A 25529-nucleotide genomic window follows, 5' to 3' on the forward strand; every position below is an offset into this window, starting at 1 on the left:
GCCGAAAATCAGGCGCGCGGATGGGCACGATCATAGATTTCCAGAAGCCTTGCAGAATCGACGCCGGTATAGACCTGCGTCGTCGACAGGCTGGCGTGGCCGAGCAGTTCCTGAATGGTCCGCAGATCGCCGCCGCCGGCCAGGAGATGGGTGGCGAAGGAGTGGCGCAGGGCATGCGGCGTTGCCGTGTCCGGCAGGCCGAGGGCGCCACGCAGCTTCTGCATCTCGCGCTGGATGATCGCCGGCTGCAGCTTGGCGCCGCGCGCTCCGCGAAACAACGGCTCATCGGCCGCGAGCCGGTAGGGGCAGAGCTTGATATAGGCGGCGACGGCGTCACGTGCAGCCTGAATCAGCGGCACGAGCCGCGTCTTGCCGCCTTTGCCGACGATGCGCAGCGACGAGGGCGCGCCGGCGAAATCGCCCGATGTCAACCCGAGCGCTTCGGAAATGCGCAGGCCGCAGCCATAGAGCAGGGTCAGCACCGCGGCATTGCGCGCCGCAATCCAAGGCTCCTCGGCAAGCTGCGCCTGCGAGGTCACGACGTTGAGCGCTTCACGATCGGTCAGCGGTTTCGGCAGGGATTTCGGCTGCTTCGGCGAGCGCACCGCGGTTGCGCCCGCCGCATTGGCGAGGCCATTGCGTTCGAGGAAGCGGAGGAACGAGCGCAGCCCCGCGAGCCCGCGGCCGAGCGTTCGTGCGCCCGCGCCACCCTTGCGGCGCTGGGCGAGGAAGCCGCGCAGATCCGCGGGCCGCAGCGTTCGGATGTCGGAGAGCCGCGGCGGCCCGGCCAGATGCCCGGTCAGGAACGTCAGGAACTGGCGGGTGTCGCGCTCATAGGCCTCGACGGTGTTGTCCGAGAGGCGGCGCTCTCGCATGAGTCCATCGAGCCAACGTTGGCGTTCGGCAAGGAGTTCCGGATGGCCGATGACGAGGAGCTCGTTCATTGTCGCTTCCCAAGTTGGTCCATCGGCGACAATGCCCTGACGCATCTTATGTTTTTGCTAATGCGCCCTTGGAATCTGTCATCCTTCGATCATATAGAATTGCGATGGTCAGCCGGAAAGAATCGGATGGGACTATGGCGGGACGGGATTCGGTGAACGGATTCGCGCATTTTGCTGAAGTAATCGCCCTGGTCTCACAGGGGCAGCCTGGTCACGTCGTCGACACCCTGATTGCCGAGCGCGGGCAGCGCATCGTCAAGAGTCCGCTATGGCCGCTGATGCGGCCTTTTCTCTACACGTTGCTGAACTACCGCAAGGCGCATGAATTCGCCGATGCGGTTGCCAACATGCCGGGCTTTCAGGCCTTCGAACATCTGAGTTCGCTGCTCTCGCTGGAGGTGCGGGTCGACCGGGCCGAACGCATTCCGGCCAAGGGCGGCTTCCTGCTCGTCAGCAACCATCCGACCGGCATTGCCGACGGAATCGCGGTCTTCGACCTGCTCAAGGAACGGCGGCCGGACATGATGTTCTTTGCCAATCGCGACGCCATCCGCGTCAATCCGCGCTTCGTCGAGATGGTCATCCCGGTCGAATGGCGCGAGGAACACAAGAGCAAGCTGAAGGCTCGCGAGACGCTGCAGGTGACCAACCGGGCGATCGGCGAGGGCAAGGCGACGGTGCTGTTTCCCTCCGGTCGCATCGCCTATTGGGCCGACGGGTGCCTCAACGAGCGGCCGTGGAAGACCTCTGCGGTGGGCTTTGCGCGCAAATACGGCTTGCCGATCCTGCCGGTGCACATGAGCGCCCGCAATTCCGGCCTGTTCTACTGGTTCGCCAAATGGTCGACGGAACTGCGCGACATGACCGTGTTCCACGAGTTGCTCAACAAGAAGGGCGATCTCTTCGATTTCCGCATTGGCAACCTGATCCCGCCGGAGGCGCTGGAAGGCGAGTCTGGCGAGGTGACGAAGGCGCTTGAGCGGCACACGGTCTTCGATCTCGCAGTGGACGCGGACGCGGCGTTCGAGCCCAGGCTGCAAATGGCGGCTGGGCTCTAGCGACCAGCCGCACCATGTCTGGCGGCTTCACGCCGTGCGGCGGATCGGCTAGGTCAGAAGCCATGCTGCTTCGATCCATGTTTGCCGAAAACTATCGTTCGCTGAAGTCGATCCGCATGGATCTGACCGGGGTCAACCTGTTCATCGGCGAGAACGGCGTCGGCAAGTCCAATCTCTATCGGGCGCTTCAACTCGTGCAGTCTGCGACACGCGGCACGCTGGCGCGCGAGATCGCCGAAGAGGGCGGCATGTCGTCGACGCTCTGGAGTGGCCGTCGGCGCGCCGACAAGCCGGCGCGCATCCGGCTCGAAACCGAGCTTCTGGACGAGGAGCGGGCGATCACCTTCCGCTACCGGATCGAGGCAGGGCTGCGTCCGCCGTTGGCAGCCGCAGGCTTTGCCTATGAACCCCAGGTCAAGGAAGAGGAACTGACGGTCGAAACCGGCCGCCGGCCGGTGACGATGATGAAGCGGTCCGGGCCCGGCATCTTCGTGCGCGGCGAGCGCGGACGCATGGAAGACTATCCCGAACAGGCGCTGACATCGGAGACGGCGATCTCGCTGCTCGGCGACGCCGGCCATTATCCAGAGGTCGGCACCTTTCGTCGCGCGGTCGATCAGTGGCGGTTCTTCCACGGCTTCCGGACCGATCGCGATTCGCCCTTGCGGTCGCCTTGCCTCGCCGTCACGGCGCCGATGCTCGACGAGACGGGCGTCAACATGGCCGCGGTCTTCGCGACGCTTCGGCACACGCGTCAGGATACGGTCGATCTCGACCGCGCCATCGCCGATGCCTTCGGCGGCGCCCATCTCGATGTTCCCGATCCCGGCCAGTTCGCCGAATTCTCGCTGGTCTTTCCGGATTTTCCCAACCGGCCGTTTTCGCCGCGCGAGCTTTCCGACGGGCAGATGCGCTTCCTGGCCTTGGCGGCGGCGCTGCTTTCCTATCGTCGCCCACGCTTCATCGCACTGAACGAGCCGGAAACGAGCCTGCATCCGGACATGCTGCCGGCGCTTGCCGACATGATCGCCAGCGCCTCGCGCGAGAGCCAGATCTGGATCGTCACCCATTCGGAGCGGTTGGCGGAAGAGGTGCGCCAGCGCTGCGGCATTCGTCCGCGGCGGGTGATCCGCAAGGATAGTGCCACCTGGATCGACGGCATGCGGCTGACGGGGCTGATGGGCGACGATGAGTAGGCAACAAAAAACCCCGCGTCGCTGCGGGGTTTCTGGTCGCTCCTGAATGATCAGGCGATCTTCTGGCCGGTCTTGGCCCAGTCGGCCAGGAACATCTCCAGACCCTTGTCGGTCAGCGGGTGCTTGACCAGGGCCTTCAGCGTTGCCGGCGGCGCGGTAACGACGTCGGCGCCGATGAGGGCGGCTTCCTTGACGTGGTTCACGGTGCGGATCGAGGCTGCGAGGATCTCGGTCTCATAGCCGTAGTTGTCGAAGATGTGGCGGATTTCGCGGATCAGGTCCATGCCGTCGAAGGCGATGTCGTCGAGACGGCCGACGAAGGGCGAAACGAAGGTCGCGCCGGCCTTGGCGGCGAGCAGGGCCTGGTTGGCCGAGAAGCACAGCGTCACATTGGTCTGGTGGCCGTCCGAGGTCAGCGCCTTGCAGGCCTTGAGGCCGTCGAGCGTCAGCGGCAGCTTGATGCAGATGTTGTCGGCGATCTTCGAGAGAACGGCCGCTTCCTTCATCATCTCGGCGTATTCGGTTGCAGTCACTTCAGCCGAAACCGGGCCTTCGACGATCGAGCAGATTTCCTTGGTGACTTCCGTGATGTCGCGGCCCGACTTCAGGATCAGCGACGGGTTGGTGGTGACGCCGTCGAGGAGGCCGAGATCGTTCAGCTCACGGATTTCCTTGACGTCGGCGGTATCAACGAAAAATTTCATGGAGTCACTCCCTTGGGGCACGATTGCCGTTCGGGCGCATATCTACCGGGGAGGAATTCCGTTGGCAGAGATCGCGCGCGTTGAAACTCTGGTGGAACCGTGACAAACCCTGCGCCGGCAAGGCTGCGGTTCGCAGCGCAGTTTTCTTTAACCGAAACACGTGGCAAGGTCACGGCAAAATGACTCGCGATTCAACCGATTTATTCGGCGATTTGCTCGGGCCTGTTTCGGCCCGCCGCGTCGTGCCGGTCCTGGTGCCCATGCCGGCGCCGAAAGCCTATTCCTATGGGGTTCCTGATGGCATGGCGGTGGAGCCGGGCTCGATCGTGCAGGTGCCGCTCGGGCCGCGCCTCGTCGTCGGCGTCGTCTGGGATGGTGATGACGATGGCTCCGTCGACCCGAAGAAGCTCAAATCAATCGAGAAAGTTTTCGACTGCCCGCCGCTGACGCGGGATATGCGGACCTTTCTCGATTGGGTCGCCGCCTATACCGTCACGCCGCCGGGGCTCGTCGCGCGCATGGCGCTCCGGGCGCCGGCGGCATTCGATCCGGAGCCGATGGTCGAGGCCTTGCGCCTTACCGAGATGCGGCCGGAGCGCATGACGGCGGCGCGCGAGCGCGTGATTGCCGCCGCCAGCGACGGCTTCTCCTGGACGCGCTCGGGGCTCGCGCACGCGGCCGGTACCTCGTCGAGCGTGATTGATGGGCTGGCCCAGCAAGGCGTCTTCGAGACGGTGTTCATGCCGCCGCCGCCGGTCGTCGCCTTGCCCGATCCCGATTTCGTCGCGCCCCGGCTCGAAGGCGCTCAGAAGGACGCCGCCGCCGACCTCCTGGCAGCGGTGGAGGAGGGCGGCTTCTCGGTATCCTTGATCGACGGCATCACCGGGTCCGGCAAGACCGAGGTCTATTTCGAGGCGATCGCCGCGACACTTCGGGCGGGCAAGCAGGTTCTGATCCTGCTGCCGGAGATCGCGCTCACGTCGAGTTTTCTCGAGCGCTTCCAGGATCGTTTCGGCGCGAAGCCGGCGGAGTGGCATTCGGACCTCGCGCCGCGCACGCGTGAAAAGGTCTGGCGTCAGGTGACGACCGGCACGGTGCGTGTCGTTGCCGGCGCCCGCTCGGCGCTGTTCCTGCCCTTCGAGGACCTGGGTCTCATCATCGTCGACGAAGAGCACGACCCGGCCTACAAGCAGGAGGACCGCGTCTTCTACAATGCGCGCGACATGGCGGTCGTGCGCGGCCGCATCACCGGCTTTCCGGTCGTACTCGTCTCGGCGACGCCTTCCGTCGAAAGCCGGGTCAATGGCGAGGTCGGCCGCTACAAGCCGATCCATCTGCCGACGCGTTTCGGCGATGCGGCGCTGCCGCGGCTCGGCTTGGTCGACATGCGCCAGCATCCGCCGGCGCGCGGCGGGTTCCTGTCGCCTGTCCTCATCAACCAGATCGGCAAGGCCGTCGAGCGCGGCGAGCAGGCGCTGCTCTTCCTCAATCGCCGCGGCTATGCGCCGCTGACGCTCTGCCGTGTCTGCGGTCATCGCTTCCAGTGCCCGGATTGTGCGAGCTGGCTGGTCGAGCACCGCTTCCGCGGCCAGATCCAATGCCACCATTGCGGCTACTCGGAGAAGACGCCGGAAGCCTGCCCGGAATGCGGTACGCTCGATCACCTAGTTGCCTGCGGTCCCGGTGTCGAGCGCATCGCCGAGGAGGTGGAGCGGCATTTTCCCGAGGCGCGCACCATCGTGCTGTCCTCGGACCTGATGGGCGTCAAGCGCTTGCGACTGGAACTCGACGCCATTGCCCGCGGCGAAGCCGACATCGTCATCGGCACGCAGCTCGTCGCCAAGGGGCATAATTTTCCGCTGATGACGCTGGTCGGTATCGTCGATGCCGATCTCGGCCTGGCGAACGGCGATCCGCGTGCGGCGGAGCGGACTTTCCAATTGCTCTCGCAGGTCACGGGTCGTGCGGGGCGAACCGGTCTCAAGAGCCTTGGCCTCTTACAGACCTACCAGCCGCAGCATCCGGTGATGCAGGCGATCGTTTCGGGCGATGCCGACGCCTTCTACGAGCGCGAGATCGCCGAGCGGGAGAAGGCGCTGCTGCCGCCCTTCGGCCGGCTCGCCTCGCTGATCGTCTCAGCCGATACGCGGCAAGATGCCGAGGGCCATGCGCGCGGCTTGCGCATGGCCGCGCCTCGGACCGATGGCATTACGATCCTCGGCCCGGCGGAAGCCCCGCTGGCGCTGATCCGCGGTCGGCATCGCTTCCGCCTGCTGGTGCATGGCCGGCGCAACAGCGACATGCAGGCCTTCGTCAAGGCGATGATCGCCGCCGGCCCGAAGGAACGCGGCTCGATCAGCGTCCAACTCGACATCGATCCCCAAAGCTTCCTGTAAATCCAAGTTTCCTGTGATCGTCGTTGCTATGAGACGGCAGGCGATTCACAACCAGCGCGACATGCGCTAGAGGTCAGAAGTGCTTCGCTTCGGGCGGCCAGCCAGCCGAAGGCGAAACGACATGACAACGGCTCATCTGCGGGAACGGGCATGGAGTTCTATATTCCGACGGAAACCGGCGAATTTCTCGCCTTCTGCGCTGCTGCGGCCGCGGCGCTGATCGGCGTCGTGATGCTGTTTGCGCCGCGGCTTACCTTTCGCGCGGCTGGCATCGGCATCGCCGAGGGGCGGCGCGGCGGCTATGCCGAGGCGCGTTCCACCATGGGTGGCATGCATGTCGGGCTCGGGCTTGCCGCCATTCTGCTGGCGCAGCCGATGGTCTATCTTGCCGTCGGAGCGGCCTTTGCGCTTGCCGCCTTCGGCCGCATCCTCTCGATGATGAGTGACAATGGTGGCACGGTCTACAACTGGCTGGCGCTCTTCATTCAGGCGGCACTCGCCATCCTTCCGCTCGCCTACGTCTTCGGCATGATCTGATCGAGCCCGCGGGCCATTCCGCGATTCACGGTGCAAGAAACGGATTTACGGCAAAATTCGGCCGAAGGTGGCCGACTTATGCCGCATTCCTGCCGTTCGCGTGTTGCGAGTCCAAACATCCTATGCTAGACGAACCGCGAATTGCGGGGGAAGTGGGTCGCCAGGCCTCGATATCCTGCAAGTTATTGCAGCAAATTCAAGAAGTTAAGTTGACGGCTCAACGCCAGCTCGGTTCTTGGATGAAATTGAGAGAAGCTTGTGCCCGTGGCAGACACATCCCAGCTTATTTCCGGTGTTGCAGAAAGATATGCGTCCTCGCTTTTTGAACTCGCGCTTAGCGCCGGTTCCGTCGAGGCAGTCGGCGCGGATCTTACCCGTGTCCAGGCCCTGATCGACGGCAGCGATGATCTGAAGCGGCTGATCGTAAGCCCGGTCTTTTCTGCAGACGACCAGTTCAAGGCCATTTCGGCAGTTGCCGAGAAGGCTGGCATCTCCGGGCTCGTCGGCAACTTCCTCAAGGTCGTTGCCCGCAATCGCCGCCTCTTCGCGCTGCCGGGCATGATCAAGGCGTTCCGCCTGATCGCTGCGCGCCATCGTGGCGAAATCTCCGCCGACGTCACGTCGGCCCATGCGCTCACCGCAGCGCAGGAAACTGAATTGAAGGCGACTCTGAAAAGCGTCACCGGCAAAGACGTGGCGGTCAACGTCACCGTCGACCCGTCTATTCTTGGAGGTCTGATCGTCAAGGTCGGGTCCCGCCAGATTGACACCTCCCTTCGCACCAAACTCTCTACCCTTAAGCTTGCACTGAAAGAGGTCGGCTGATGGATATCCGCGCCGCGGAAATTTCCGCAATTCTCAAAGATCAGATCAAAAATTTCGGCCAGGAAGCAGAAGTCTCCGAAGTCGGTCAGGTGCTTTCCGTCGGTGACGGTATTGCCCGCGTCTACGGCCTCGACAATGTTCAGGCAGGCGAAATGGTCGAATTCCCGGGTGGAATTCGCGGCATGGCGCTGAACCTCGAAGCCGACAACGTCGGTGTCGTTATCTTCGGTTCGGACCGTGACATCAAGGAAGGCGACACCGTCAAGCGGACTGGCGCCATCGTGGACGTCCCGGTTGGTCCGGAACTGCTCGGCCGCGTCGTTGACGCGCTCGGCAACCCGATCGACGGCAAGGGCCCGATCAATGCCAAGCAGCGCGCCCGCGTTGACGTCAAGGCTCCGGGCATCATTCCGCGCAAATCGGTGCATGAACCGATGTCGACCGGCCTCAAGGCCATCGACGCGCTGATCCCGGTCGGTCGCGGCCAGCGCGAGCTCGTCATCGGCGACCGCCAGACCGGCAAGACCGCGATCATCCTCGACACCTTCCTCAACCAGAAGCCGATCCACGACAACGGCCCGGACGCCGACAAGCTGTTCTGCGTCTACGTCGCTATCGGTCAGAAGCGTTCGACGGTTGCCCAGTTCGTGAAGGTTCTGGAAGAGCGCGGCGCCCTGCAGTACTCGATCGTCGTTGCCGCAACGGCTTCCGATCCGGCTCCGATGCAGTACCTCGCGCCGTTCGCCGGCTGCGCCATGGGCGAATACTTCCGTGACAACGGCAAGCACGCTCTCATCGGCTATGACGACCTGTCCAAGCAGGCCGTTGCCTACCGTCAGATGTCGCTGCTGCTGCGCCGCCCGCCGGGCCGCGAAGCCTATCCGGGCGACGTTTTCTACCTGCACTCCCGCCTGCTCGAGCGCGCTGCAAAGCTGAACGACGACATGGGCGCCGGCTCGCTGACGGCTCTGCCGGTCATCGAAACGCAGGGCAACGACGTTTCGGCGTTCATCCCGACCAACGTGATCTCGATCACCGACGGCCAGATCTTCCTTGAAACCGACCTGTTCTACCAGGGTATTCGCCCGGCCGTTAACGTCGGTCTGTCGGTTTCGCGCGTTGGTTCGTCGGCCCAGATCAAGGCGATGAAGCAGGTCGCAGGCTCGATCAAGGGTGAGCTGGCTCAGTACCGCGAAATGGCGGCCTTCGCTCAGTTCGGCTCGGACCTCGATGCCGCAACCCAGCGCCTCCTGAACCGTGGTGCTCGCCTGACCGAACTCCTGAAGCAGCCGCAGTTCTCGCCGCTGAAGACGGAAGAGCAGGTCGCGGTGATCTTCGCCGGCGTCAACGGCTACCTCGACAAGCTTCCGGTCGCCCAGGTCGGCAAGTTCGAACAGGGTCTGCTTTCCTACATGCGTTCGGAAGGCAAGGACGTTCTGGAAACCATCCGCAAGGAAAAGGCGATCTCGGACGACACCAAGGCAAAGCTCAAGGCAGCAATCGACAGCTTCGCCAAGTCTTTCGCCTGAGCGGATTTCATTTAGGACGGACAACGGATGCCTTCACTTAAGGATCTGAAAAACCGGATCGCCTCCGTCAAGGCGACGCAGAAGATCACCAAGGCGATGAAGATGGTCGCCGCGGCGAAGCTTCGGCGTGCGCAGGAGGCGGCCGAGGCCGCCCGGCCTTACTCGCAGCGCATGGCTGCCGTTCTCACCAACATCGCCCAGGCGGTTGGTGCGGACGACAGCGCGCCTGCGCTGATGACCGGGACCGGTAAGGACGATACGCACCTTCTGGTCGTCTGCACGGCTGAACGCGGCCTTTGTGGCGGCTTCAACTCGCAGATCGCCCGCCATGCCCGCGACCACGTTCGCAAGCTGCTTGCAGCCGGCAAGACGGTCAAGATCATCTGCGTCGGCAAGAAGGGCTTCGATATCCTGCGTCGCGAATATGCGTCGCTGATCATCGATCGTGTCGATCTGCGTGAAGTCAAGAAGATCGGCTTCGAGAACGCCGATCAGATCGGTCACAAGGTCATCGGGCTCTTCGAGAAGGGCGAGTTCGATGTCTGCACGCTGTTCTACTCCGAGTTCAAGTCCGTTATTTCGCAGGTTCCGACTGCGCAGCAGTTGATCCCGGCTTCGGCGGCACCGGTTGCCGCCGACGCATCGGACGCTTCGGCCGTCTACGAATACGAGCCGGACGCGGGCGCCATCCTCACCGATCTCATTCCGCGCAACATCTCCGTGCAGATCTTTAGGGCTCTGCTGGAAAACGTTGCCGGCGAAATGGGCGCGAAGATGAGCGCGATGGACAATGCGACGCGCAATGCTGGTGAGATGATCAACAAGCTGACGCTGAACTACAACCGTCAGCGTCAGGCGCAGATCACCAAGGAACTCATTGAAATCATCTCGGGCGCGGAAGCGCTCTAAGGTCACGAGAAGAGGGTAAGAATTATGGCTAAGGCAGCTACCCCGAAAGAAACCGTAGCGGAGAAGAAGCCCGCTGCACCGAGGAAGGCAGCTTCCGCCAAGACCGCAGCAGTTGCCGCAACCGGCGCTGTGGGTCGTGTAACGCAGGTCATCGGCGCCGTCGTCGACGTCGCGTTCGAAGAAGGCCAGCTTCCGCAGATCCTGAACGCGCTGGAAACCGACAACAACGGCAACCGCCTCGTTCTCGAAGTCGCGCAGCACCTCGGCGAAAACTCCGTCCGCACGATCGCCATGGACTCGACCGAAGGTCTGGTTCGCGGCCAGTCGGTCACCGACACTGGCGGCCCGATCTCGGTTCCGGTCGGAGACGAAACGCTCGGCCGTATCATGAACGTCATCGGCGAGCCGGTTGACGAAGCCGGTCCGCTGGTCACGTCCGCAAAGCGCGCAATCCACCAGGACGCTCCGGCCTATGTCGAACAGTCGACGGAAGCCCAGATCCTCGTCACCGGCATCAAGGTCGTCGACCTTCTCGCTCCTTACGCAAAGGGCGGCAAGATCGGCCTCTTCGGCGGTGCAGGCGTCGGCAAGACCGTTCTCATCATGGAACTGATCAACAACGTCGCCAAGGCGCACGGTGGTTACTCGGTGTTCGCAGGCGTGGGTGAACGTACCCGCGAAGGCAACGACCTCTACCACGAAATGATCGAGTCCGGCGTTAACAAGCACGGCGGCGGCGAAGGCTCCAAGGCTGCGCTCGTTTACGGCCAGATGAACGAACCGCCGGGCGCACGCGCACGTGTTGCTCTGACCGGTCTGACGATCGCTGAAGACTTCCGCGACAAGGGCCAGGACGTTCTGTTCTTCGTCGACAACATCTTCCGCTTCACCCAGGCTGGCTCGGAAGTGTCGGCTCTGCTCGGCCGTATTCCTTCGGCCGTGGGTTACCAGCCGACGCTGGCGACCGACATGGGCGCGATGCAGGAACGCATCACCACCACGACCAAGGGCTCGATCACCTCGGTTCAGGCCATCTACGTTCCGGCCGACGACTTGACCGACCCGGCGCCGGCAACCTCGTTCGCGCACCTTGACGCGACGACCGTTCTGTCGCGCTCGATCGCTGAAAAGGGCATCTACCCGGCCGTTGACCCGCTCGACTCCACATCGCGCATGCTCGACCCGATGATCGTCGGCGAAGACCACTACGAAGTCGCTCGTAAGGTCCAGGGCACGCTGCAGCGCTACAAGGCGCTCCAGGACATCATCGCCATCCTGGGCATGGACGAACTGTCTGAAGAAGACAAGCTGGCTGTTGCCCGCGCTCGCAAGATCGAACGCTTCCTGTCGCAGCCGTTCTTCGTCGCCGAAGTCTTCACCGGCTCGCCGGGCAAGCTCGTCGCCCTCGAAGACACGATCAAGGGCTTCAAGGGCCTCGTCGATGGCGAGTACGACCACCTGCCGGAAGCTGCCTTCTACATGGTCGGCTCGATCGAAGAAGCGATCGAAAAGGCCAAGAAGCTGGCTGCAGAAGCCGCTTGATAGCGCTGTTAAGCCTCGGCGCGACGGCGCGCCGAGGCTTTCATCCTGCCTTTTCAGAGGGCAGGGAAGACATGCACAGCCGCCTTCGGGTGGCGCGCCCACGAGAAGTGAATGGTCATGGCCGATTTCAACTTTGAGCTTGTTTCCCCCGAGCGCCTCCTCCTCTCCGAAAAAGTGACGGAAGTCGTCATTCCGGCGACCGAGGGCGAGATGACCGTGATGGCCAATCACGCTCCGACGATGACGACGGTCAAGCCCGGCGTGGTCACGGTGAAGACGGCTGACGGCAAGACCGAGCGCTTTGCCGTGTTCGGCGGCTTTGCCGACATTCTGCCGACCGGCTGCACGCTTCTGGCCGAGTCCGCCGTCCACGTCGACGAACTCGACCGTACGATCCTTGAAAACCGCATCGAAGCGGTTCGTGCCGAGCTGGAAGGCGCCGGAGACGAGAAGAAGACCCGTCTCGAACAGTTCGTTGCCGAGCTGACGAAGCTTGGCGAGATCGTGATCCCAGCTTGAAAGGGACACCCGGAAGGGTAACCGATTTGAAAAGGCCCGCCTTCTGAAATGGCCCCGAAAGCTGGACATCCGCTTTCGGGGTCTTTTATTGGTCGCCAGGCCTTGCCGCAATCGCTTCTCTTCCGTTAGAGCGATGTGCGGGCAGCGGCACACCCATCGTCATCCCGCCCAAGCCCCTTACGTCGGCGAATGGCTTGCCCGGATCGGCGCTTTGGCTATTCTTCGTCAGAAGCCCTCAATTGGTCCCGGAACGTTCAGCTCGAAGAGGAAGAGGCGCCGGTATGACGTCAAAGATTGTTCCGGTGATTATGGCCGGCGGACGGGGTACCCGCCTGTGGCCGCTCTCTCGCGCCGCTGCGCCGAAGCAATTCCTGCAAATCCTCTCCGATCGCTCGTTGTTTCAGCAGACGCTGGAGCGCGTTCGCGACGCCAGCCAGTTCGAGCCGGCCATCGTCGTCACCAACAGCGACTTTCGCTTCATCGTCGCGGAGCAGGCTCGGGCGATCGACGTTCACCTGGGCGACATCCTGCTTGAGCCGATGGCCCGCAACACCGCACCGGCGCTGGCTGCTGCGGCTTTCCAGGTTCTCGCCCGCTACGGCAAGGGCGCCATCATGCAGGTCCTTGCCTCCGACCACGAGATCGACGCCGGCGAGGTCTACAGGGATTGCATCATCAGGGCGCACCAGGCCGCAAGTCACGGCGAGCTGGTGACCTTCGGCATCACGCCGACGGAACCCGCCACCGGCTACGGCTATATCGAGTGCGGCGAGGAGTTGACGGCGGGCACGAACCGTGTGGCGCGTTTCGTCGAGAAGCCGGACCGTGCGAATGCCGAAGCGATGCTCGTAACCGGGCGCTACCTCTGGAACTCCGGCATGTTCATGCTGCCGGTAAATCCCTTTCTCGACGAAATGAAGCGGCACGCGCCGCAGGTCTGGGAAGCGACGAAGCTCGCACTGGAAGGGGCACAGAAGGATCTCGATTTCACGCGCCTGGATGCGGCGAGCTTTGCGACTGCGCCCGAGATCTCCGTCGATTATGCGGTGTTTGAAAAGACCGAGCGGGCAGCCGTGGTACCGTCTTCCTTCCTCTGGTCCGATCTCGGCAGCTGGGATGCCGTTTGGAAGACGGGAGAAAAGGACGGTGACGGCAATGTCGTCACAGACAAGGCGACGGTGTCGAACACGCGCAATTCGCTGGTCTTGTCGCGCGACATCCACCTTGCGGTTCAAGGGCTGGACGATGTCGCCGTCATTGCCGGCGAGGATGCCGTCTATGTCGGACGGCTGGCCGATAGCCAGAGCGTGGGTTCTATCGTCAAGACACTGGCGAAGTCGCCGCAGACGACGGTCCTGACCGAGGTTCACCCGACCTCCTATCGTCCCTGGGGGGCGGTCGCCGCCATATCGGACGGAGAACGTTTTGCCGTCAAACGGCTGCGCGTGAATCCCGGCAAGAAGATCTCGCTGCAGAAGCATCATCATCGGGCAGAACATTGGATCGTGGTGCGCGGCACGGCGGAGATCACGATGGCCGGAGAAACGCGAATGCTGCACGAGAACGAGTCGGCCTACATCCCGCCGGGAATCGTGCATCGGCTTCATAATCCGGGCAAGATTCCGCTGGAACTGATCGAAGTGCGGACCGGTTCCTATCTCGGAGAAGACGACATCGTCCGCATCGAGGACGAATTCGGGCGAAGCTAAGGTCCCTTGAAACATGTCGCGCAAGGGCGCGTCGCGCTTTTGCGATACCGGCAAATGACTGGACGACATGAAAAAAGCCCGGGCGGAGCCGGGCTTTGCGTAGGTGAGAGCGGAATATCTACCCCGCTCCAAATCTGGCACGCTTCAAGCTGAAGGATCAGCCGGCGACGCGCTCGGTTTCGCTCTTCTGAGCGTAGTAGTGGCCGAAGCGGTTTGCGAGGAAGGTGTCGAGGCTGATGTCTTCCTGGCGGACAAAGCCCTTCGAGGCGATCTTGCCTTCGGCGAGCAGGTCGAGCACGGCGCAGATGCTGCCTGCCGTTGTGATCTGGATACCGCTCTGCATGCGGCCGGCAACGACGCCGCTATAGACCTTGTTGGCGTAGGTTTCCTGGATCAGGCGGCCGTCGCGGAAGCCCGAAACGGTGACGAAGATCACGACGACGTCCTGGGTCGTGGTCGGCAGCGCGTTCTCGAAGATATCCTTGAGGACTTCGCGACGGTGACGCAGGCCGAGGTCATTGAGGAGCGCCTTCATGATCGCGGCGTGGCCCGGATAGCGGATCGTCTTGTAGTTGAGCGTCCGGACCTTGCCCTTCAGCGATTCACAGAGGGTGCCGAGGCCGCCCGAGGTGTTGAAGGCTTCGTAGGTGACGCCGTCGAGCGAAAATTCTTCGCGCTCTTCCATGGCGGGCACTTCGATGAGGTTGCCTTCGACGATCGCCTCGCAGGGCTCGATGTATTCGTTGATGACGCCGTCGGTGCTCCAGGTCAGGTTATAGTTCAGAGCGTTCGACGGATACTGCGGCAGGGCGCCGACGCGCATGCGCACGTTTTCCAGCGTCTCAAAGCGGCTGGCGAGATCGTTGGCGACGATCGAAATGAAGCCCGGTGCGAGGCCGCACTGCGGGATGAAGGCGGTGTTCGCCTTGGCAGCGATCGCCTTGACCTGGCGGGTGGATTCGACGTCTTCGGTAAGGTCGAGATAATGAATGCCGGCTTCGGCAGCGGCTTCGGCGATCGCCACCGTCAGGTGGAACGGAGCGGCGCTGAGCACGGCGAACTTGCCGGAGAGAAGGGCGACGAGCGCCTTCTTGTCGCTGATGTCGACGGTTGCCGTCGTGATCGCGGCATGCATTTCGATCTGCTCCAGCTGCTCGGCGCTGCGGTCGGCGACACAGACGCTGTAGTCGCCGGTGTGGGCGAGCATGCGAGCGATGGTGGAGCCGATCTTGCCTGCTCCGATGACGACGATATTCTTCATTCTTTCCCCCAGGGTATGAGAACTGTTTCTGTCTCTATTGTCGGGGGAAGGGTTGTTGATTTGAAGCTCTGAAACGACTAAATCGCCTATAGATATTCGGCAGATTGCCAAACCGGACCGACGAAATGCAAATCACGGACAAGGATCGCGAGCTCCTCGCCATCCTCAGCGAAAACGCCCGCATGCCGACCGCGACGATCGCGCGGAGGCTCGGCCTGTCGCGTACGACGGTGCAGGCGAGGATCGAGCGGTTGGAGCGTGAGGGCATCATCACCGGCTATGGCGTGCGCCTGTCGGAGAGCTACGAGAAAGGGCTGGTCAAGGCGCATGTGCTCATCACCATCGCGCCGCGCGCGCTCTCCCGCGTCACCCCTGAACTCAGCGCGATCCGTGAAATCCAGACGCTGCATTCCGTCAGCGGCAGTTTCGACCTCATCGCCGTGGTCGCGGCGACGTCGATCAGCGAACTCGATCTTCTGATCGATCGCATCGGCGAAATCGATGGCGTCGACCGGACGTTATCTTCGATTATCCTGTCGACCCGGATCGATCGGTAAGTCGTTGCTTTCCGTGAACCTTGCGCGACAGGATCGTCATGGCGTGCGGTTGGCGGCGGGCTTTTCACCGGCGCTGGTATCGGTCGCCGGTTCCGTGCCATCCGGCACTTCCGCCGGCACGTTCCATTCCGTGGGGCCCTTGACGAAGCTGCGTTGACTGGCATCGCCATAGGCGAGCCATTTGCTCCGGTCGAAGTAGAGCTCGGCAATGCTCTTCGGCCGGGCGCGGGGCGGCTGGTTCGCAAGGAAATTGTAGCGTGGCGTCACCTCGTCGGACTCGCGCTTGAACTGGATGCGGCTGCCGAAACGCTTGAGGTCGAATTCTTTTAGAGCCTGCATCTGCAGCGTGACGCTGGCCGCGTCGGCCCAGCGCACATGGTCGAGAAATACGGAGGCCGCCCGTGCTGCTGCGGTGGTCACGGCCTGGCGGTCCTCGGGGCGTTCGATGTTGAGCTTGACGCGGAAGGAGGTGATTTCCTCTTCGCCGCTGCCCTTGACGAAGATGAAGATCGACGAGGGTTTGTCCTCGCCCGGACGCGGGAAGGAGACGAGCGATGAACATTCCCACTGGCCGCGTTCGCCGGCACCGGCTTTCCATTCGAGTTCGCGGAAGCCGGCGTCACGCAATTCATCGCAGAGCGCCTTGGGATCGCTGCGGATCACGCGCAGGAATTGCTGCTCCGGCGTCTGCAGATCCTGGAAGGTCCAGGTGGGCAGGGCGATGCGCGGCGGTTCGCGCCTTGCCGGTTTGTCGGCCGCTGGTTCGGAGGGCTCGCTCCTCTCGAGGAATGTCGTCGGCAGGCCCAATGCGACGAGAACTTTCCTGAGGTTGCGCTGCTCGTTGGCGAGCAGGGCCGTCGCGAGAATAGCGGTGACGATCAGAACGAGGGCCACAAGAAAGAAGCGCAGTCCAGTCCGGCCGGCGGGCCTTTGAGCCGGCGTCTTGCCACGGGACGTGCTCATGCCACCTCGCCTGCCCGGCGGGGCGCGATGAGGCGCGGCGCCTCCTGCAAAAGGTGAACGGTCGGCCGGGCTTCCATGGTCTCGGGTTATCAACGGGTCTGGGCCCTCTTCATCCCCGAAATCCGTCGCGGCGGCAATATGCAACCGCCGATATCGGCAAAGGACTATTGCATCTCGGCACAACGCGCCGCTGAACGGGGAGCGCGGTGGAACTAAGAAGTTGAAATCCAGGGGCGATCACATAGCTTGGCGCAAATATCGAATGGGATGCGCCATGGCAGTTTCGAGTTCAGCCGAGCTTGTGATCGACGCGTCGCTGGTACGGCGGCTGATTGCGACACAGTTTCCGCAATGGTCGGATCTCGAGGTGCGCCCCGTCGAACCCGGCGGTTGGGACAACCGAACCTTCCGGCTCGGCGACCGGATGACCGTGCGCCTGCCGAGCGCCGAGCATTACGTGGCGCAGGTGGAGAAGGAGCACCACTGGCTGCCGCGGCTGGCGCCGCACCTGCCGCTGCCCATTCCCGTGCCCCTGGCCAAGGGCACGCCCGGCGAAGGCTTTCCCTGGCGCTGGTCGGTCTACCGCTGGCTTCCGGGCGAGACATTGGCGGTGGAACGGGTCACGGATCTTCGCGACGTGGCGAAGGATCTCACGCGGTTTCTGCGCGCCATGCGGCAGGCGGATACGGCCGGCGGGCCCTTGCCCGGCGACCACAATTTCCATCGTGGCGGCCCGCCAGGCTTCTATGACGCGCAGACGCGCCAGGCGCTCACGCTGCTCGAGGGCGAGGTCGACACGGCGGCGGCCAGGGAGGCGTGGGAAGCCGCCCTTGCCGCACCGTTCGAGGGGATTCCCGTCTGGTTTCACGGCGATATCGCCTGGGGCAACCTGCTGGTCGATCACGGTCGCTTAAGCGCCGTCATCGATTTCGGCACCTCGGGCGTCGGCGATCCGGCCTGTGATCTCGCGATAGCCTGGACGTTCTTCCACGGCGAGAGTCGCGACGTGTTCCGCGATGGCATGGCACTCGATCGCGGCGCCTGGGCGCGCGGGCGGGGCTGGACGCTGTGGAAGGCGCTAATCGTTCTTGCCGGCATGACCGGCGCGCCCGCAAGCGAGAGGGCAAAGCAGCGCGCGGTGATCGAAGACGTGCTTATGGATCATCGCCGCTACGGCTGAGGCCGGTTGCGCATCGGACAGGCGCCAGCCTGACCGGGCGGCAAGTTGCCTCCGGCTCGGGCGCACGCAGGACGGCCTACGTCGCTGCTTCGCATGGGGACGGCCCCACTATCTCGACCGAGATACTGGAGTCGATCGCATCATGCAGCCCCAAAACCCGCGGCACGTCCACGTGACCTTCCTCCTCCTGGAACAGCCCGATCAATCCATCGGAAGCGTTCGCTTCGTGGAACGATCTCGGTCGTCGACGCTTATCCAACACATTGACGCGTCGGTGGCCGCCGCCGCGTGCCGCCGATGTTTCGTCACCAATGCACGAGGTTGATGATGGCTGGACCCATCGAACAATTCGAGATCAAGTCGCTCCTTCCGATCGCCGAGGTCGGCGGCCACCAGATCAGCTTTACCAACTCGGCCGCCTACATGGTGCTGACCGTCGCGATCGCCAGCCTCTTCCTGATCCTGTCAACGCGAAGACACGGCCTCGTGCCGAACCGGGCGCAGGCGGCGGCCGAGATCCTCTATGAGTTTGCGGCAAAGACGCTCCGCGACAATGCCGGCGAGAAGGGCATGCGCTTCTTCCCGCTGGTCTTCTTGCTGTTCATGTTCATTCTGGTCGCCAATGTGATCGGCACGTTCCCCTATGCCTTCACGGTGACGAGCCATATTGCCGTGACGTTTGCGCTGGCGATGCTCGTGTTCCTGACGGTCACGCTCTTTGGTATCTACCGGCACGGCTTCGGCTTCCTGCGACTGTTCATGCCGGCCGGCGTGCCATTGATTCTGGCGCCGATCATCATCCCGATCGAGGTGGTCTCCTACCTCGCGCGCCCCGTCAGCCACTCGGTTCGTCTGTTCGCGGTCATGCTGGCCGGCCACATCACCCTCGAGGTTTTCGCCGGCTTCGTCGTGGGGCTCAGTGGCCTCGGGGCACTCGGGATCCTGGCCGCGGTCATCCCGCTGATGATGACGGCGGCGCTGACCGGGCTCGAACTGCTGATGGCGCTCATCCAGGCCTATATCTTCACCATGCTGACCGGCATGTATCTCAACGACGCGCTCCATCCGAGCCATTGAGGGCAGGCAAAGGCGGCTCCCTGCAACGGGAGCCGCGTCGTCACTCGGCCGTCGTTCGCCGCGCTTCGATCCGGTAGGTCCGCCAGGATGACCAGGCGAAGGCGAGCAGGAACATTGCGGTCATCAGGAGCACGATAGTCGGCGCGGGCGCGCTGTCGATGAAGAAGGAAAGGTAGACACCGCAGAAGGAGGCCGTCATCGCTATGAGCACAGCGACGACGAGCATCGCGCCCATGGTGCGGGTAATCAGGAAAGCGATGGCGCCGGGCGCGATCAGCATGGCGATGGCAAGAATCAGCCCTACCGCCTTCAGCGCGCCGACGATCGTCAGCGACAGGATCGCGAGCAGCCCGTAATGCAGCCAGTTGACCGGAAGGCCGACGGCCTTGGCCTGGGCAGGATCGAAGGCGTGCAGCAGGAAATCGCGCCATTTAACGGCGAGAATGCCAGTGGCGACCAGGGCGATCACGCCGGTTTCGACAATGTCCGGCCAGCCGACGCCGAGCATGTCGCCGAAGAGGATATGGTCGAGGTGCACGTCGCTTTGGATCTTGGTGTAGAGCACCAGCCCGAAGCCGAACATGCCGGAGAAGACCACGCCCATCACCGTGTCCTGCTTGATGCGGCTGTTCTCCTTGAGATAGCCGGTCAGAAGCGCGCAGGACATGCCGGCTGCGAAAGCGCCGACGGCGAGCGGCAGGCCGACGATGTAGGAGATCACGACGCCGGGGAAGACCGCGTGCGAAATCGCGTCGCCCATCAGCGACCAGCCCTTCAGCACCAGGAAGCAGGAAAGCATCGCCGTCGGGATCGCCACCAGCACCGAGATCAACAGCGCGTTGCGCATGAACTCGAATTCGAAGACGGCAAGCAGCATGTCGAGCGAGATCATCGGCCAACCTCCGCCGGTTCGGCACCACGTCGGCGCGCGGCGAGAAGCCCGTGCTTCGGCGCGAAGACGAAGGCCCCAAGGAAGATCAGGGTCTGCAGCACGATGATGATGCCGCCGGTGGCGCCATCGAGGAAGTAGCTGAAATAGGCGCCGAAGAAGCTCGTGAGCGCCCCGATCGCGACGCTGATCAGGATCAGCCGCGGAAAACGATCCGTCAACAGATAGGCCGTGGCGCCGGGCGTCACCACCATGGCGATCACGAGGAAGGCGCCGACGGTCTGCAGTGCTGCGACGGTGCAGGCCGAAAGCAGCGTGAAGAACAGCACCTTGAGGAAAGTGGTGGGAATGCCGATCGAGCGGGCGTGGCTCTCGTCGAAGAAGGTCACCATCAGGTCCTTCCACTTCGCCGTCAGGATGATGAGCGAGACGATGCCGATGATGGCAAGCTGCAGCGTGTCGGCGGGCGTGATCGCCAGGATGTTGCCAAGCACGATCGTCTGGATGTTCACGGAGGTCGGCGACAGCGACACCATGAAGAGCCCGAGGCCGAAGAAGGAGGTGAAGATCAGGCCGATGATCGTGTCTTCCTTCAGTCGGGTGCGCTGACTGAGAAACAGCATGGCGCCCGCCGCAAGCGCGCCGGAGAAAAAGGCGCCGATGGAAAACGGCAGGCCGAGCATGTAGGCGCCGGCGACACCGGGGACGATCGAGTGCGAAAGGGCGTCACCGATCAGCGACCAGCCCTTGAGCATCAGGTAGGAGGAAAGAAAGGCACAGACGGCGCCGACCAGCGCGCTCACCCACATGGCGTTGAGCATGTAGCCATAGGTGAATGGTTCCAGGAGTGTGGCGGTCATTTGCCGTTCGACTCCGCGTCCGTTTCGGGTTTTGCCGGCTGCGCCACCATGCGGTCCTTGTCGCCATACATGACCAGCGGGCGCTCGTCGTCGGTGATGACGGCAAGCTGCCGCGGGTCGGCATCGTCGTGCAGGTTTTCGCCGCCGAGCACGAAATGCCGGAGCACGCCGCCGAAGGCCAGTTCGAGGTTTTCGCGGGTGAAGGTGGTTTCGGTCGGGCCGTAGGCGAGCACGGTGTTCTTTAAGAGCACCGTGCGGTCGCAGAATTCCGGCACGCTGCCGAGATTGTGGGTCGAGACCAGCATGACCCGGCCCTCGTCGCGAAGGCCGATCAGGAGGCGAATGATCGCGTCCTCGGTCTTGACGTCGACCCCGGTGAAGGGTTCGTCCAGCAGGATGACCTTGCCATCCTGGGCAAGGGCGCGCGCCAGGAAGACGCGCTTCTTCTGGCCGCCGGAAAGCTCGCCGATCTGGCGCTTGCGGTAGTCGCTCATGCCGACCCGGGCAAGTGCCGCCTCGACCGCCGCGTGGTCGGCCTTCTTCGGGACGCGCAGCATGTTCATGTGACCGTAGCGGCCCATCATGACGACGTCCTCGACCAGAACCGGGAAGTTCCAGTCGACCTCTTCCGCCTGCGGCACATAGGCGACGAGGTTCTTCCTGAGCGCTTCCGGAACGGAGCGCCCAAGGATCGAGATCTCGCCGCGCGACAGACGGGCAAACCCCATGATCGCCTTGAACAGAGTGGACTTGCCGCTGCCGTTGACGCCGACGAGCGCCGTGATGGTGCCCGTCGGGATCTCGAAGGTGGCGTCGCGCAGGGCGCGCAGCCCGTTGCGGTAGGTGACGGTGGCGCCTGAGACGCGGATGCCGCTGCCTTGCTCGCCTGATATGGGCGGCTGGCCGGTGCGGGGCTTCACCTGGAGGTTCATTGCGAGAGGCCCTTGGCGATGGTTTCCGATGTGACGCGCAGCAGATCGATATAGGTCGGAACCGGGCCGTCCGCCTCGCTCAAGGAATCAACGTAGAGCACGCCGCCGTATTTTGCACCGGTCTCGCGCGCCACCTGCTCGGCCGGATCGGGCGAGATGGTGCTCTCGGAGAAGACAACCGGAATGTGGTTGGCACGGACCGCGTCGATGACCTTGCGGACCTGCTGCGGGGTGCCCTGCTGGTCGGCGTTGATGGGCCAGAGGTAAAGCTCCCTCATGCCGAAATCGCGGATCAGGTAGCTGAAGGCGCCTTCGCTCGAGACCAGCCAGCGCTTGTCCTCGGGGATCTTGGCGATCTCGGCACGGATCGGCGCAATGGTCGCCTCGATCTTCTGCTTGTACGCCTCGGCATTGGCCTTGTAAGTCTCGGCATTGGCGGGATCGTACTTCACGAAGGCATCACGGATGTTGTCGACATAGATCAGCGCGGCCGACGGTGACATCCAGGCATGCGGGTTGGGCTTGCCGGTGTACGGGCCCTCGGCAATGCCCATGGGTTCCACGCCAGTCGAGACGACGACGCCCGGTACGGCATCGAAATTCTGGAAGAACTTCTCGAACCAGCGTTCCAGGTTCAGGCCGTTCCACAGGATCAGCTTGGCGTCATGCGCCTTCAGGATGTCGCGCGGGGTCGGCTGGTAGTTGTGGATTTCGGCACCCGGTTTGGTGATCGATTCGACGATGGCCGCGTCGCCCGCGACATTTTTTGCCATGTCCGCAATGACCGTGAAGGTCGTCACTGCCTTGAACTTTTCCTGCGCCGAGCTGGCGCCCGGAGCGAGCGCGATGGCTGTCAGGGCAGCTGCCGCTGCCAGGATCGCGCGCCTCGTCTGATCGATCATTCACTACTCCCAGATGTTGATGCCCACAGGAGTAGGCGAATGGTTTGCATAAGTCAATGCAAATGAGAAGCATTCGCAACTAGCTATTTTCAAAACCGGTGCCCTTGGCTAGTGTACGACCATGAAACAGAACAAGAATCGTGTCGAAGAACTGGAAGGCGTCTTGCGGGATGGCGGCGTGCGTGTGACGCGTCAGCGCTCCGCAATCCTGAAGATTCTCGCCACCGCCGAAGACCATCCGGATGCAAACGAACTGCATCGCCGGGCGAAGGAGATCGACGCCACCGTCTCGCTTTCGACCGTCTACCGGACGCTGTCGGCGCTCGAACAGCAGGGCGTGGTGCATCGCCACGCCTTTGAAAGCGCCACCGCCCGTTTCGAGACCGCCGACGCGCCACATCACGATCATCTGATCGACATCGATACCGGTGCGGTCATCGAGTTCCGCTCCGACAAGATCGAGCAACTGCAAGCGGAGATTGCCGCCGAGCTTGGCTACGATCTCGTGCGGCACCGCCTCGAGCTCTACTGCCGCAAGCGCAAGGACTGAGCCAAGCTCGTTGGAGCCGCGCCACGTCTCCTGTTGTCTTCAAATGAAAGAAAGTCAGCCGCGACCCGCGACGGCGGAACTGCGCCACCGTGCCGGTACGGTCATGGCGGCAACACCGACGATGACGCAACCGAGGCTTCGGTGGCGGTCGAAGTATCGAAATGTGCATGAGACGACAAAGCCCCGGCCACCTTTCAGGGGCCGGGGTAGATGTTTTCGGCCTCTCAGTGGCCGTCGGCGAGCTTGGCCGCATCGACGGAGGCGGATCTTTCAAAGCTCAGCCCATTGAAGAAGGCGTTGAGCATCACCGCGGAGATCGAGGCAAGCACGATGCCGGACTCGATGATCGGACGGATCGCATGCGGCAGCCACATCAGGTAGTTCGGCGCAATCAGCGGGATCAGGCCGAAGCCGACCGAGACGGCGACGACGAAGAGGTTGTTGCGCGATGACTTGAAGTCGACCGTCGAAAGGATGCGCACGCCGGTTGCTGCCACCATGCCGAACATCACCAGGCCGGCGCCGCCGAGCACGAAGGTAGGTACCGCTTCGACCAGCGCGCCCATCTTCGGGATCAGGCCGAGCGCGATCATGATGACGCCGCCCATCACGCAGACATAGCGGCTTTTCACGCCGGTGACGCCGACGAGGCCGACATTCTGCGAGAAGCTCGTATAGGGGAAGGTGTTGAACAGGCCACCGATCATGGTGCCGAGGCCATCGACCCTAAGGCCCGCGGTCAATTGTTGCTGCGACACCTCGCGGTTGGTCATTTCACCGAGTGCCAGGAACATGCCGGTCGATTCGATCATGACCACGATCATCACCAGCGACATGGTGGCGATCAGAACCGGATCGAAGATCGGCATGCCGAAGCGCAATGGCGTGACCACGGCGAACCAGCCGGCATCCGCCACCCGGTCGAAATGCATCATGCCGAGGGCCGCGGCGACGACACAGCCGACGACGACACCGGTCAGCACTGCGATGTTGCTGATCAGCCCGCGACCGAAGCGCGCGATCACGAGAATGGAGACGAGCACGAAGGCGGCAAGGGCGATATGGCTCGGCTCCGCATAGAGCGGGTTCGGCACAGTGGCGCCGAGCACCAGACCATCAGGAACGGCAGGTCCGCCGGCGGCGGCAGCCTTCTTCAATTCGGCCAGCCATTCGGTATGGGTCGGATCGACGAGCTTCGGCGCCGTCGGCCCGAAGGGATTGCCGAAGATCCAGTTCACGCCCACGCGCATCAGCGAGACGCCGATGACGAGGATGATGGTGCCGGTGACGACAGGCGGGAAGAACTTGAGCAACCTGCCCATCAGCGGCGCGAGCAGGAGTGCGACGAGGCCGGCCCCGATGATGGCGCCGAAAATCATGCGCGCCCCTTCCTGCCCGGGCGTCATCGCCGCCATCGAAACCATCGGGCCGACGGACGCGAAAGTAACGCCCATCATGACCGGAAGGCGGATGCCGATGCCGCGGCCGAGGCCAAGCGACTGGATGATGGTGACGATGCCGCAGACGAACAGGTCGGCCGAGATCAGAAAAGCGACGTCCTGAGGGCTGAGCTGCAGCGCTCGGCCGACGATCAGCGGCACCGCGACGGCACCGCCATACATGACAAGAACATGCTGGATCCCGAGGGTCGCGAGCCTGCCCACCGGCAGCTTCTCGTCCACCGGGTGTATGCTGGAAACGTCGCTCATGGTTCCTCCTCCCATCACGTCGACCAGTCCGGCTCCCCCGTCCTCCAACAGGGGAATGCAATTTTTCCGTGTCGAGGCAGAATGTCGCAAGTATCGCCAGAACGAAAACACTTTCTGGAATCCGGGGGAAATCCGCCAAGACGCACGGAGGTCGGAACGCGTGTTGCGAGGTCTGAGCGCTTGCCCGAGGCGGCCTGACGAATCCAAAGACCATGCAACCTAGCCGCAATGCGAAGCGTCGATGGTTTCTGCGCCGATGCGAATGCTTCGGCGTCGTTCGTTTGGGGACCACGATCAATGGTATCTTGGAGACAGGCCTTCCGGCATTTGGCCGCTATGCTGTTCACGCTCGCCTTCGCCCTTCTGCCGGCTGTTGCGCGGGCCAGCGGCGCTACCTTTCCGGGACAGTGGCAGCAGGTGGCGTCGGGAACGCCCGCATGCGAGACCTGCTGGGTCGAAATCAGGCGGAACGGTCCTGTCCTGAAGGTGACGGGCAAGGACGGATGGTTCGCGGTGGTCCATCTCGGGCGCGCCGGAGGCGGCTATAGCGCCGAGGGGATCGGCCGGTGGAGCGAGGGCGGCGACAGTCACTATCGCGGCCAGCCCTTCGACATCCGGATCGCGATTGTCGACAAGCATCTCTACATGGACATGACCGTGCGGATGGACGATGGCTCGACACGGACAGTCAGGGCGATCTTCGACAAGCGCCGGTCCGAGAAGTCCAGGCGCTTGCGACTGGCGCGCATGTAGGTCGCGGCCACTTTTCCGAGATGTGCCG

24 protein-coding genes are annotated in these 25529 nt (G+C 63.2%); 15 read left to right on the top strand and 9 right to left on the bottom strand.

What is annotated here, in order from left to right:
• Nucleotides 1-8: 8 nt before the first annotated feature.
• The gene (locus AC0C6X_RS08795) at nt 9-944 is read right to left on the bottom strand and encodes a tyrosine recombinase XerC (RefSeq protein WP_472952602.1); all 936 of its coding nucleotides are present in this window, start codon (nt 942-944) and stop codon (nt 9-11) included.
• Between the two features lie 134 nt (nt 945-1078).
• On the opposite strand from AC0C6X_RS08795, the gene AC0C6X_RS08800 reads away from it, so the two are divergent.
• Together AC0C6X_RS08800 and AC0C6X_RS08805 are read left to right on the top strand one after the other, a co-directional pair.
• On the top strand, nt 1079-2002 hold the full coding sequence (locus tag AC0C6X_RS08800) for a GNAT family N-acetyltransferase (protein WP_472952604.1): 924 nt from the start codon (nt 1079-1081) through the stop codon (nt 2000-2002).
• Between the two features lie 62 nt (nt 2003-2064).
• On the top strand, nt 2065-3198 hold the full coding sequence (locus AC0C6X_RS08805; protein WP_247959464.1) for an AAA family ATPase: 1134 nt from the start codon (nt 2065-2067) through the stop codon (nt 3196-3198).
• Between the two features lie 50 nt (nt 3199-3248).
• On the opposite strand, the gene fsa is transcribed toward AC0C6X_RS08805, so the two are convergent.
• On the bottom strand, nt 3249-3902 hold the full coding sequence (gene fsa, locus AC0C6X_RS08810) for a fructose-6-phosphate aldolase (protein ID WP_173517736.1): 654 nt from the start codon (nt 3900-3902) through the stop codon (nt 3249-3251).
• Nucleotides 3903-4081: 179 nt separating this feature from the next.
• Between fsa and AC0C6X_RS08815 the strand changes: the two genes are divergently transcribed.
• The 8 genes from AC0C6X_RS08815 (at nt 4082) to AC0C6X_RS08850 (ending at nt 13868) form a co-directional block, all read left to right on the top strand.
• A complete protein-coding gene (locus AC0C6X_RS08815; RefSeq protein ID WP_472952606.1) occupies nt 4082-6298 on the top strand; it encodes a primosomal protein N' in 2217 nt (738 codons plus the stop codon).
• 150 nt (nt 6299-6448) lie between these two features.
• On the top strand, nt 6449-6835 hold the full coding sequence (locus AC0C6X_RS08820; protein WP_173517734.1) for an AGROH133_08824 family phage infection protein: 387 nt from the start codon (nt 6449-6451) through the stop codon (nt 6833-6835).
• 258 nt (nt 6836-7093) lie between these two features.
• The gene (locus AC0C6X_RS08825) at nt 7094-7660 is read left to right on the top strand and encodes a F0F1 ATP synthase subunit delta (RefSeq protein ID WP_173517733.1); all 567 of its coding nucleotides are present in this window, start codon (nt 7094-7096) and stop codon (nt 7658-7660) included.
• Nucleotides 7660-9189, top strand: coding sequence for a F0F1 ATP synthase subunit alpha (gene atpA, locus AC0C6X_RS08830; protein ID WP_173517732.1), 1530 nt, complete (start codon nt 7660-7662; stop codon nt 9187-9189). Before AC0C6X_RS08825 ends, atpA begins: the two co-directional genes overlap by 1 nt.
• A gap of 27 nt (nt 9190-9216) precedes the next feature.
• Nucleotides 9217-10098, top strand: coding sequence for a F0F1 ATP synthase subunit gamma (locus AC0C6X_RS08835; protein ID WP_472952607.1), 882 nt, complete (start codon nt 9217-9219; stop codon nt 10096-10098).
• A 24-nt stretch (nt 10099-10122) separates the two neighbouring features.
• Complete coding sequence (atpD, locus tag AC0C6X_RS08840; RefSeq protein ID WP_173517730.1) at nt 10123-11640, top strand: F0F1 ATP synthase subunit beta; 1518 nt, start codon at nt 10123-10125, stop codon at nt 11638-11640.
• A 117-nt stretch (nt 11641-11757) separates the two neighbouring features.
• Nucleotides 11758-12159: a F0F1 ATP synthase subunit epsilon gene (locus AC0C6X_RS08845; protein WP_173517729.1), complete on the top strand. Its 402-nt coding sequence runs from the start codon at nt 11758-11760 to the stop codon at nt 12157-12159.
• Nucleotides 12160-12440: 281 nt separating this feature from the next.
• On the top strand, nt 12441-13868 hold the full coding sequence (locus AC0C6X_RS08850; RefSeq protein ID WP_472952609.1) for a mannose-1-phosphate guanylyltransferase/mannose-6-phosphate isomerase: 1428 nt from the start codon (nt 12441-12443) through the stop codon (nt 13866-13868).
• Between the two features lie 157 nt (nt 13869-14025).
• On the opposite strand, the gene AC0C6X_RS08855 is transcribed toward AC0C6X_RS08850, so the two are convergent.
• Nucleotides 14026-15129 (bottom strand): saccharopine dehydrogenase family protein, encoded by a 1104-nt coding sequence (locus AC0C6X_RS08855; RefSeq protein WP_472952611.1) that lies wholly within the window; start codon nt 15127-15129, stop codon nt 14026-14028.
• Between the two features lie 125 nt (nt 15130-15254).
• On the opposite strand from AC0C6X_RS08855, the gene AC0C6X_RS08860 reads away from it, so the two are divergent.
• Nucleotides 15255-15686, top strand: coding sequence for an Lrp/AsnC family transcriptional regulator (locus tag AC0C6X_RS08860; RefSeq protein ID WP_429815038.1), 432 nt, complete (start codon nt 15255-15257; stop codon nt 15684-15686).
• 36 nt (nt 15687-15722) lie between these two features.
• Here the strand turns inward: AC0C6X_RS08860 and AC0C6X_RS08865 are convergent, their stop codons facing one another.
• Nucleotides 15723-16649 (bottom strand): DUF6030 family protein, encoded by a 927-nt coding sequence (locus AC0C6X_RS08865; RefSeq protein ID WP_472952613.1) that lies wholly within the window; start codon nt 16647-16649, stop codon nt 15723-15725.
• A 274-nt stretch (nt 16650-16923) separates the two neighbouring features.
• Here AC0C6X_RS08865 and AC0C6X_RS08870 point away from each other — a divergent pair, with 274 nt between their 5' ends.
• Nucleotides 16924-17829, top strand: coding sequence for an aminoglycoside phosphotransferase family protein (locus tag AC0C6X_RS08870; RefSeq protein WP_247959469.1), 906 nt, complete (start codon nt 16924-16926; stop codon nt 17827-17829).
• Nucleotides 17830-18156: 327 nt separating this feature from the next.
• Complete coding sequence (locus tag AC0C6X_RS08875; protein ID WP_472952615.1) at nt 18157-18906, top strand: F0F1 ATP synthase subunit A; 750 nt, start codon at nt 18157-18159, stop codon at nt 18904-18906.
• A 40-nt stretch (nt 18907-18946) separates the two neighbouring features.
• On the opposite strand, the gene AC0C6X_RS08880 is transcribed toward AC0C6X_RS08875, so the two are convergent.
• From AC0C6X_RS08880 to AC0C6X_RS08895, 4 genes are read right to left on the bottom strand one after another with little or no spacing between them, the layout of a single operon-like run.
• The gene (locus AC0C6X_RS08880) at nt 18947-19798 is read right to left on the bottom strand and encodes a metal ABC transporter permease (protein ID WP_472952616.1); all 852 of its coding nucleotides are present in this window, start codon (nt 19796-19798) and stop codon (nt 18947-18949) included.
• Nucleotides 19795-20655, bottom strand: coding sequence for a metal ABC transporter permease (locus AC0C6X_RS08885; protein ID WP_247959472.1), 861 nt, complete (start codon nt 20653-20655; stop codon nt 19795-19797). The genes AC0C6X_RS08880 and AC0C6X_RS08885 overlap by 4 nt, the downstream gene beginning before the upstream one ends.
• On the bottom strand, nt 20652-21587 hold the full coding sequence (locus AC0C6X_RS08890) for a manganese/iron ABC transporter ATP-binding protein (protein ID WP_173517721.1): 936 nt from the start codon (nt 21585-21587) through the stop codon (nt 20652-20654). Before AC0C6X_RS08890 ends, AC0C6X_RS08885 begins: the two co-directional genes overlap by 4 nt.
• Nucleotides 21584-22489: a metal ABC transporter substrate-binding protein gene (locus tag AC0C6X_RS08895; RefSeq protein ID WP_472952619.1), complete on the bottom strand. Its 906-nt coding sequence runs from the start codon at nt 22487-22489 to the stop codon at nt 21584-21586. Before AC0C6X_RS08895 ends, AC0C6X_RS08890 begins: the two co-directional genes overlap by 4 nt.
• Nucleotides 22490-22610: 121 nt before the next feature.
• On the opposite strand from AC0C6X_RS08895, the gene AC0C6X_RS08900 reads away from it, so the two are divergent.
• Nucleotides 22611-23039: a Fur family transcriptional regulator gene (locus AC0C6X_RS08900; RefSeq protein ID WP_173517719.1), complete on the top strand. Its 429-nt coding sequence runs from the start codon at nt 22611-22613 to the stop codon at nt 23037-23039.
• Nucleotides 23040-23263: 224 nt separating this feature from the next.
• Here the strand turns inward: AC0C6X_RS08900 and AC0C6X_RS08905 are convergent, their stop codons facing one another.
• On the bottom strand, nt 23264-24748 hold the full coding sequence (locus AC0C6X_RS08905; protein WP_472952623.1) for a nucleobase:cation symporter-2 family protein: 1485 nt from the start codon (nt 24746-24748) through the stop codon (nt 23264-23266).
• A 297-nt stretch (nt 24749-25045) separates the two neighbouring features.
• Between AC0C6X_RS08905 and AC0C6X_RS08910 the strand changes: the two genes are divergently transcribed.
• Nucleotides 25046-25501, top strand: coding sequence for a hypothetical protein (locus tag AC0C6X_RS08910; RefSeq protein WP_472952625.1), 456 nt, complete (start codon nt 25046-25048; stop codon nt 25499-25501).
• The last annotated feature ends 28 nt before the right edge of the window (nt 25502-25529 follow it).

Source organism: Ensifer sp. VA4, from assembly GCF_055710065.1.

Excerpts from the sequence above, each read along its gene's own strand:
- AC0C6X_RS08815 (WP_472952606.1), top strand. The coding sequence starts at position 4,082 with ATGACTCGCGATTCAACCGATTTATTCGGCGATTTGCTCGGGCCTGTT.
- AC0C6X_RS08835 (WP_472952607.1), top strand. The coding sequence starts at position 9,217 with ATGCCTTCACTTAAGGATCTGAAAAACCGGATCGCCTCCGTCAAGGCG.
- AC0C6X_RS08820 (WP_173517734.1), top strand. The coding sequence starts at position 6,449 with ATGGAGTTCTATATTCCGACGGAAACCGGCGAATTTCTCGCCTTCTGC.
- AC0C6X_RS08910 (WP_472952625.1), top strand. The coding sequence starts at position 25,046 with ATGGTATCTTGGAGACAGGCCTTCCGGCATTTGGCCGCTATGCTGTTC.
- AC0C6X_RS08880 (WP_472952616.1), bottom strand. The coding sequence starts at position 19,798 with ATGATCTCGCTCGACATGCTGCTTGCCGTCTTCGAATTCGAGTTCATG.
- AC0C6X_RS08845 (WP_173517729.1), top strand. The coding sequence starts at position 11,758 with ATGGCCGATTTCAACTTTGAGCTTGTTTCCCCCGAGCGCCTCCTCCTC.
- AC0C6X_RS08865 (WP_472952613.1), bottom strand. The coding sequence starts at position 16,649 with ATGAGCACGTCCCGTGGCAAGACGCCGGCTCAAAGGCCCGCCGGCCGG.
- AC0C6X_RS08890 (WP_173517721.1), bottom strand. The coding sequence starts at position 21,587 with ATGAACCTCCAGGTGAAGCCCCGCACCGGCCAGCCGCCCATATCAGGC.
- atpD (WP_173517730.1), top strand. The coding sequence starts at position 10,123 with ATGGCTAAGGCAGCTACCCCGAAAGAAACCGTAGCGGAGAAGAAGCCC.
- AC0C6X_RS08795 (WP_472952602.1), bottom strand. The coding sequence starts at position 944 with ATGAACGAGCTCCTCGTCATCGGCCATCCGGAACTCCTTGCCGAACGC.
- AC0C6X_RS08855 (WP_472952611.1), bottom strand. The coding sequence starts at position 15,129 with ATGAAGAATATCGTCGTCATCGGAGCAGGCAAGATCGGCTCCACCATC.
- AC0C6X_RS08805 (WP_247959464.1), top strand. The coding sequence starts at position 2,065 with ATGCTGCTTCGATCCATGTTTGCCGAAAACTATCGTTCGCTGAAGTCG.
- AC0C6X_RS08885 (WP_247959472.1), bottom strand. The coding sequence starts at position 20,655 with ATGACCGCCACACTCCTGGAACCATTCACCTATGGCTACATGCTCAAC.
- AC0C6X_RS08860 (WP_429815038.1), top strand. The coding sequence starts at position 15,255 with ATGCAAATCACGGACAAGGATCGCGAGCTCCTCGCCATCCTCAGCGAA.
- AC0C6X_RS08800 (WP_472952604.1), top strand. The coding sequence starts at position 1,079 with ATGGCGGGACGGGATTCGGTGAACGGATTCGCGCATTTTGCTGAAGTA.
- AC0C6X_RS08850 (WP_472952609.1), top strand. The coding sequence starts at position 12,441 with ATGACGTCAAAGATTGTTCCGGTGATTATGGCCGGCGGACGGGGTACC.
- AC0C6X_RS08905 (WP_472952623.1), bottom strand. The coding sequence starts at position 24,748 with ATGAGCGACGTTTCCAGCATACACCCGGTGGACGAGAAGCTGCCGGTG.
- atpA (WP_173517732.1), top strand. The coding sequence starts at position 7,660 with ATGGATATCCGCGCCGCGGAAATTTCCGCAATTCTCAAAGATCAGATC.
- AC0C6X_RS08895 (WP_472952619.1), bottom strand. The coding sequence starts at position 22,489 with ATGATCGATCAGACGAGGCGCGCGATCCTGGCAGCGGCAGCTGCCCTG.
- AC0C6X_RS08900 (WP_173517719.1), top strand. The coding sequence starts at position 22,611 with ATGAAACAGAACAAGAATCGTGTCGAAGAACTGGAAGGCGTCTTGCGG.
- fsa (WP_173517736.1), bottom strand. The coding sequence starts at position 3,902 with ATGAAATTTTTCGTTGATACCGCCGACGTCAAGGAAATCCGTGAGCTG.
- AC0C6X_RS08870 (WP_247959469.1), top strand. The coding sequence starts at position 16,924 with ATGGCAGTTTCGAGTTCAGCCGAGCTTGTGATCGACGCGTCGCTGGTA.
- AC0C6X_RS08875 (WP_472952615.1), top strand. The coding sequence starts at position 18,157 with ATGGCTGGACCCATCGAACAATTCGAGATCAAGTCGCTCCTTCCGATC.